The 6,160-nt window shown below is 40.3% G+C and carries 8 protein-coding genes; 4 read left to right on the top strand and 4 right to left on the bottom strand.

The genetic code is table 11. The annotated features are described in order from the left end of the window. Window positions 1-47 precede the first annotated feature (47 nt). The gene (locus ABWY16_RS18295; RefSeq protein WP_353906106.1) at window positions 48-719 is read right to left on the bottom strand and encodes a tetratricopeptide repeat protein; all 672 of its coding nucleotides are present in this window, start codon (window positions 717-719) and stop codon (window positions 48-50) included. 201 nt (window positions 720-920) lie between these two features. Between ABWY16_RS18295 and recF the strand changes: the two genes are divergently transcribed. Together recF and ABWY16_RS18285 are read left to right on the top strand one after the other, a co-directional pair. After that, window positions 921-2,024 carry a DNA replication/repair protein RecF gene (gene recF, locus ABWY16_RS18290; RefSeq protein ID WP_353906105.1) on the top strand — a complete coding sequence of 368 codons (1,104 nt, stop codon included), beginning with the start codon at window positions 921-923 and terminating at the stop codon, window positions 2,022-2,024. Continuing rightward, window positions 2,017-2,307 (top strand): DciA family protein, encoded by a 291-nt coding sequence (locus tag ABWY16_RS18285; protein ID WP_353906104.1) that lies wholly within the window; start codon window positions 2,017-2,019, stop codon window positions 2,305-2,307. The genes recF and ABWY16_RS18285 overlap by 8 nt, the downstream gene beginning before the upstream one ends. 2 nt (window positions 2,308-2,309) lie before the next feature. Here ABWY16_RS18285 and ABWY16_RS18280 read toward each other — a convergent pair whose 3' ends face one another. The 3 genes from ABWY16_RS18280 to ABWY16_RS18270 form a co-directional block, all read right to left on the bottom strand. Further along, the gene (locus tag ABWY16_RS18280) at window positions 2,310-2,492 is read right to left on the bottom strand and encodes a hypothetical protein (RefSeq protein WP_353906103.1); all 183 of its coding nucleotides are present in this window, start codon (window positions 2,490-2,492) and stop codon (window positions 2,310-2,312) included. Window positions 2,493-2,554: 62 nt separating this feature from the next. After that, window positions 2,555-3,271 (bottom strand): BamJ family beta-barrel-assembly machinery protein, encoded by a 717-nt coding sequence (bamJ, locus tag ABWY16_RS18275; RefSeq protein WP_353906102.1) that lies wholly within the window; start codon window positions 3,269-3,271, stop codon window positions 2,555-2,557. 93 nt (window positions 3,272-3,364) lie between these two features. Then, complete coding sequence (locus ABWY16_RS18270) at window positions 3,365-3,784, bottom strand: nucleoside-diphosphate kinase (RefSeq protein ID WP_353906101.1); 420 nt, start codon at window positions 3,782-3,784, stop codon at window positions 3,365-3,367. Between the two features lie 103 nt (window positions 3,785-3,887). Here ABWY16_RS18270 and ABWY16_RS18265 point away from each other — a divergent pair, with 103 nt between their 5' ends. After that, window positions 3,888-4,898, top strand: coding sequence for a DHH family phosphoesterase (locus tag ABWY16_RS18265; RefSeq protein ID WP_353906100.1), 1,011 nt, complete (start codon window positions 3,888-3,890; stop codon window positions 4,896-4,898). Window positions 4,899-5,102: 204 nt separating this feature from the next. Beyond that, the gene (locus ABWY16_RS18260; RefSeq protein WP_353906099.1) at window positions 5,103-6,092 is read left to right on the top strand and encodes an FKBP-type peptidyl-prolyl cis-trans isomerase; all 990 of its coding nucleotides are present in this window, start codon (window positions 5,103-5,105) and stop codon (window positions 6,090-6,092) included. Window positions 6,093-6,160 lie beyond the last annotated feature (68 nt).

Genomic DNA, 6,160 nt, shown 5'->3' with positions numbered 1-6,160 from the left:
AAAAAAAGGCCTGCATAAAATGCAGGCCTTTGTCAAAATATTTTATTTTACTTACCCTGTGCTGCAGTGACGCGGGCAATGTATTCATCGATCATCGTAGCTTCCTGGCTTGCAGGGAATTCTGATTTGATTTTTGTATAAGCTTTTTCAGCATTTTCATAATCTTTTTGCGTTTCATAAACCAGGCCCAGTTTTTTAAGGAACATAGGAGATGTAAATTTATTGCTCGATTTATCAGCAGCTTTTTTATAGTAGGTAATCGCCTGGCTGTAATCTTTCAGCTCGCTGTATGCATCGCCCAGCATTCCCAATGCCAGAGGATCTGCCACAGGACTGCCTGTTTCTGCATATTTGCCCAAAACATCTGCCGCTTTTTTGTACTCCCCTTTACGTAAATAAATTCCGCCAAGATAAAGGTTGGCTAAGTTTGCAGATTTTGTATTGTTATATTCGTCAGCAATTTTCTCAAAACCAGGATAACCTGAATCTCCGTTAATTGCTTTGTTTGCTAGTGAGTCTACCCCAACATATTGTTCTGCTTTGTACATTTTTGCAGACGCTTCTTCAGCTCTTCCTTTTAAGTATACGTTCTGATACCAGAAGTATATGCCCACCAATACGATAACCGCACCGGCAATGAACAAAAGGCTTTTAGAGTTTTCTTCTACAAAAGAACCCTTTCTAACGTTATAATTTACTTCTTTTTCTGTTGTGGACATTTTATTTAAAAAAATTAAGGATTGCAAAAATACATTTTTCGGTTAAAGTATCAACCTCTTTTTTTAGTATTTACATAAATTTTTAGCGAAGCGTTCAGTTTCGAACTTCCTGAATCTGATAGGGATAGCTGCCGGAGGGAAACAAATCTCCACATCACGTTATTTTAACAAAGCTAAACGGTAACTTTGCTGATCATACATATGTGGTTAAAAAATATTACTCTGCTCAACTTTAAGAACTATTCTGATGCTGATTTACGGTTTTCCAGGACTGTCAACGCATTTGTAGGGAATAATGGCGCCGGGAAAACCAACCTGCTGGATGCAATACACTACCTGTGCCTTTGCAAAAGCTATTTCAATCCTATTGACAGTCAGCAGATCAAAACAGCTGAAGAACTTTTCCTGATCCAGGGTGATTTTGACCGTCAGGAGAAAAATGAAAAGATCACCTGCGGGGTAAAGAAAAACCAGAAAAAACAGTTCAAGAGAAATAAAAAGGAATACGACAAACTCGCAAGTCACATTGGATTGTTCCCCTTGGTAATGATTTCGCCCTATGACGTAACGATCATCATGGATGGGAGTGAAGAACGCCGCCGGTTTATGGACAATGTGATCTCGCAGACAGATGCACAGTATCTTGATGAACTGATCATCTATAACCGCCATCTGCTGAACAGGAACGCCTTGCTGAAACAGATTGCTGCAACCAGGAGGTATGACCCGGCACTGCTGGAGATCTTTGATGAGCAACTGGTGAACTCAGGGCAGAAGATCTTTGAAAAACGCAAACAGTTTATGCAGGATTATATCCTGTTATTCAATAAATACTATCAGTACCTGACTACAGATGCTGAACAGGTAAGTCTGGTTTATCATTCGCAATTAAATGATACGGCATTTGATACTTTGCTGCAGCAATCCATAGAAAAAGATAAGATCCTGGAGAGGACCACAACCGGCATCCACAAGGACGACCTGATCTTCAGTATTGCTGATATGCCGCTGAAAAAATTTGGTTCACAGGGTCAGCAGAAGTCATTCCTGATCGCACTGAAACTTGCACAGTATGCTTACGTTGAAAAATACAAGGGTTTTAAACCCCTGTTGCTGCTGGATGATATCTTTGACAAACTTGATGACCACCGCATGCATAAGCTGATGGAGATGGTTTCGCATCATGATTTCGGCCAGATCTTTATCACTGACACGGGAAAAGAAAGAGTAATAAATATTTTTAATCAGATCAAAGTTCCTGTAACTTTGTTTGAGGTCAGTAACGGATCTATACACCATGCGTAAACCTAATGATATGATCCTGAAAGATGCCATCACCAAGATGCTGTCGGTTTATAGGTTAAGAGGGAAATTTGATGAAACAGGGGTAGTGGCCATGTGGCCGGAAATCATGGGCACTGCTATAGGTAACCGTACCACTCAGATTTATATTGCCCACAAAAAGCTTTTCGTCCGTATAGAATCCTCAGTCATTAAAAATGAACTGATGATGGTGAGAACCGGCATCATCCAAAAACTGAATGAACGCGCCGGTTCTGAGGTCATTAATGAGATTATATTTTTGTAGAACTAGCTTCTGCCACCGCCAAAAATCTTGCTGATTACCCAGATGATCAGGGCAAGCACTACCACTACTACGATAATACCAGACCATACGCCGGCTTTAAAAATACCTTCAACCAGGGAGCAGCTGGAAAGTGTTGTAACCAATAAAGCAACGAAGGCGAGGGGGAAATATTTCTTAATGTTCATGATAGTTTGATTTAATTTATGGGATTACAACAAACTATTTTTGGAATGGTTTGGGACAAATGTTACTTACCGTTCACTTTAAGCAATTCTATCTCGAAAACAAGTGTGCTGTAAGGCGGGATATCCTGACCTGCACCACGCTCTCCATAAGCTAGATCGTAAGGAATAAAGAACTTGTATTTGCTGCCGGTTGACATCAGCTGCATGCCCTCTGTCCATCCTGGGATTACCCTGTCAAGTGTCAGTGTAATTGGCTCTCCGCGGTCGTAAGAGCTGTCAAACTGCTTTCCGTTGAGTAAAGTACCTTTGTAATGTACCAGTACAGAATCTGTTGCTGCTGGTTTAATTCCCTTGCCCTGCGTTAATACCAGATATTGTAATCCGCTTGCAGTAGTCTGTACGCCGGGGGTTTTTTTATTGATTTCCAGGAATTTTTTGCCCTCGGTAATGTTAGCTGAAAATTTAGCCTGACTTACGGTTTTAAATGTATTTCCAATGGCTTGTTGCGCGGATTGCTGGCTCAATAAAGTTTTCTGCCCTGCAAATTCGTCTTTCAAACCCCTCAGCAGCATGTCGTAGTTCAAAGTTTTTAAGCCGTTACTTTTGAGGCTGGCGGCCATTGACATCCCGAAGGCATAGCTTGCAGAATCCAGTGCACTTACAAATTTTACCGGTGTTGCTGCAGTTTTTACAGTTTTTTTGGCCACAGGCTTTTTGGTTTGCGCATCTACCGCCATAGCACAGTAGGGAATCAATAGCGTGATCAATAATTTCTTCATGAATTTAATTTTTGTGGTTAGTATAGGTTTTAAAAAAAATAAGCACCTTTTAGGGGTGCTTATTTAGTATTATTTCAATAGCATCAGCAGAAACTAGAAACGTTCAGCAGCTGTGAAGAAGAAATCTCCTTCGATTGCAGCATTTTCATCTGAATCTGATCCGTGAACTGCATTAGCTTCGATCGACTGTGCATATTTTTTTCGGATAGTAGCATCTTCTGCCTGTGCAGGGTTGGTAGCACCGATCAGTTTTCTGAAGTCTTCAATAGCATTGTCTTTTTCAAGAATAGCAGCTACGATTGGTCCTGAAGACATAAAAGTAACCAGGTCGCCATAGAAAGGACGGTCTTTATGAACTTCATAAAATTTACCAGCGGTTTCTTCTGTTAATTTTGTGTATTTTAAGGCAATGATTTTAAAACCTGCAGCAGTGATGTCATTGATAATTGCACCGATGTGCCCATTTGCTACCGCATCTGGCTTAATCATTGTAAATGTTCTGTTTGTACTCATCTTCGTTTTATTTGTTCTGCAAAACTACATTTTCTGCTGTTAATATTAAACATCAAATATAAAGGAATCATTTAATCATTAAATTATTAGCTTTGCAGCGAATATGCTATCCCTTTCTGAACTCAAATCATTGCTGGCAACGCCGCAGAAAATTGTAATTACAACGCACCACAAACCTGATGGAGATGCGATGGGCTCATCTTTGGGCTTATATGCTTACCTGATCCAGGGCGGACACCATGTGAAAGTGATTACCCCGACAGACTATCCGTACTTTTTGCACTGGCTTCCGAATAATTCGGATGTGATCATCTATACGGAAGAAAAGGAGAAATCTGAGCAATATGTTGCCGAGGCGGCACTAGTTTTCTGTCTGGATTTTAACACGCTGACCAGGATCAATGAGCTGGGCGAGGTTATCCGCAGTTCTTCTGCCTACAAAGTGATGATCGATCACCACCTGGAGCCCGAAGATTTTGATGATTACAGACACTGGAGCATCAATGCATGCGCAGCTGCACAACTGGTATATGATTTCATCGTTAACGTACTGGAAGATGGTCAGATGATGAACAAGGACATTGCTACCTGTCTATATACTGGTATTATGACCGATTCTGGCTCGTTCAGATTTGCATCTGCAACTTCTGATGTGTACCGTATTGGGGCCGACCTGATTGATGCAGGCGCAGAACACTGGAGAATTCACCAGCTTGTATACGATAATGCTACGGAGAACCGTTTACGTTTCCTGGGGAACTGCCTTACAAATAAACTGGAAATCATCAGGGAACTGAATACTGCCATTATATCTGTTACCGCTGAAGAACTGAAACGTTTTGAGATCGTTACCGGTGATACTGAAGGTATCGTGAACTATGCACTATCCATCAATGGTATCAAACTGGCTGCCTTTATTATTGAAAGATCTGATAAAGTTAAATTATCTTTGCGCTCCACAGGCGATTTTCCTGCGAATGAGATCTGCAAAAAATATTTTAATGGCGGTGGACACAGAAATGCCGCTGGCGGTTATTCTGAAAGAAACCTCGAAGATACCATCAGTTATTTTAAATCAATAGTGCCTGAATATAAAACTCAATTATTACAATAAAATAAACAATGAAACCTGCAAGGCGATAGCCGCATCAAGCTTCATCACACAGGAAAACAATTAAATAACAAGATGAAACCTGCAGGGCAATAGCCGAAAGCAAGCTTCATTACAGATGAAAAAACAATTAAATCAAACAATGAAACCTGCAAGGCAGCAGCCGCAGCAAGCTTCATTACAAATGAAAAAGCAATCAAACAAAAAATGAAAAAAACATTAGTATTTCTTTTTGCTGCTACACTTGGTTTAGCAGCTTGTAACAACTTCAAAAAAGGTCCGGGTGGCTTAATGTACCAGATTCACAAAACCGAAGGAAAAGATAAAATCGTTGAAGGTGACATTATCAAAATCAATGCAATTCAAAAAACTGAAAAAGATTCAGTAACCAGCAGTACTTATGATATCCAGCAGCCAGCTGTATTCCCTGTATCTAAAAAACAATGGGCAGGTGATATCTCTGACGCCCTGATGTTATTGGCGGAAGGTGACAGTGCTACTTTTAAAATTGACCTGGATTCAATGGCTAAATATTCTAACCAGCCAAAACCAGCTACTCAAAAAGATAAATACATGATCTTTACTGTGAAAATTGAAAAAGTAATGCACAAAGCTGCAGGCGAGGCGGATTCAACTTTCCAGAAAAAAGCAACCGAATTCTTCCAGGCTGATTTCAAAGCAACTGTTGCAAAACACAAAGCTGCTGAAGCAGGAAAAATCAAAAACTTTATTGAAGACAATAAATTGAAACCACAAACTACCGCTTCTGGTTTACAATATGTAATCACTGCTCCTGGTGATGCACAAAGAGCAACTCCTACAGATACTCTGATGGTAAATTACACGGGTAAATTACTGACTAAAAAATCTGACGGTAAAGAAAACATCTTCGATACAAGTGTAGAGAAAGTAGCAAAAGACAATGGTAAATTTACACCAATGGCTCAATATGGTCCACGTCCTTTCACATTGGGAAGAGCGATCCCGGGATTTGACGAAGGTCTTAAACTGATTGGTAAAGGTGGAAAAATCACTTTGATCATCCCTTCTGCACTGGCTTACGGTGAAGGTGGAATGCCACAGGGCGGTATCACTCCGTTCTCTCCTTTATGTTTTGAAGTTGAGATTACTGACATTAAAAAAGCAACAGGTGCTCCTGTAGCTGCTGCACCAGCAATTGCTCCTGCAGTTAGATAATAATTGCTGATTTAATCATCAGTAGTAAACCCTGTCCAAATCCGGACAGGGTTTTTTTATTAACTTTG

Origin of the sequence: Pedobacter sp. (genome assembly GCF_040513095.1) — a bacterium.
Taxonomy (GTDB): domain Bacteria; phylum Bacteroidota; class Bacteroidia; order Sphingobacteriales; family Sphingobacteriaceae; genus Pedobacter.
Note: the sequence above shows the minus strand (reverse complement) of the source record. Positions and strands in the feature narration are given on the sequence as shown.

What these genes read in the sequence shown, in the direction of transcription:
- ABWY16_RS18295 (WP_353906106.1), bottom strand. Translation starts at nt 719, where the DNA reads ATGTCCACAACAGAAAAAGAAGTAAATTATAACGTTAGAAAGGGTTCT.
- recF (WP_353906105.1), top strand. Translation starts at nt 921, where the DNA reads ATGTGGTTAAAAAATATTACTCTGCTCAACTTTAAGAACTATTCTGAT.
- ABWY16_RS18285 (WP_353906104.1), top strand. Translation starts at nt 2,017, where the DNA reads ATGCGTAAACCTAATGATATGATCCTGAAAGATGCCATCACCAAGATG.
- ABWY16_RS18280 (WP_353906103.1), bottom strand. Translation starts at nt 2,492, where the DNA reads ATGAACATTAAGAAATATTTCCCCCTCGCCTTCGTTGCTTTATTGGTT.
- bamJ (WP_353906102.1), bottom strand. Translation starts at nt 3,271, where the DNA reads ATGAAGAAATTATTGATCACGCTATTGATTCCCTACTGTGCTATGGCG.
- ABWY16_RS18270 (WP_353906101.1), bottom strand. Translation starts at nt 3,784, where the DNA reads ATGAGTACAAACAGAACATTTACAATGATTAAGCCAGATGCGGTAGCA.
- ABWY16_RS18265 (WP_353906100.1), top strand. Translation starts at nt 3,888, where the DNA reads ATGCTATCCCTTTCTGAACTCAAATCATTGCTGGCAACGCCGCAGAAA.
- ABWY16_RS18260 (WP_353906099.1), top strand. Translation starts at nt 5,103, where the DNA reads ATGAAAAAAACATTAGTATTTCTTTTTGCTGCTACACTTGGTTTAGCA.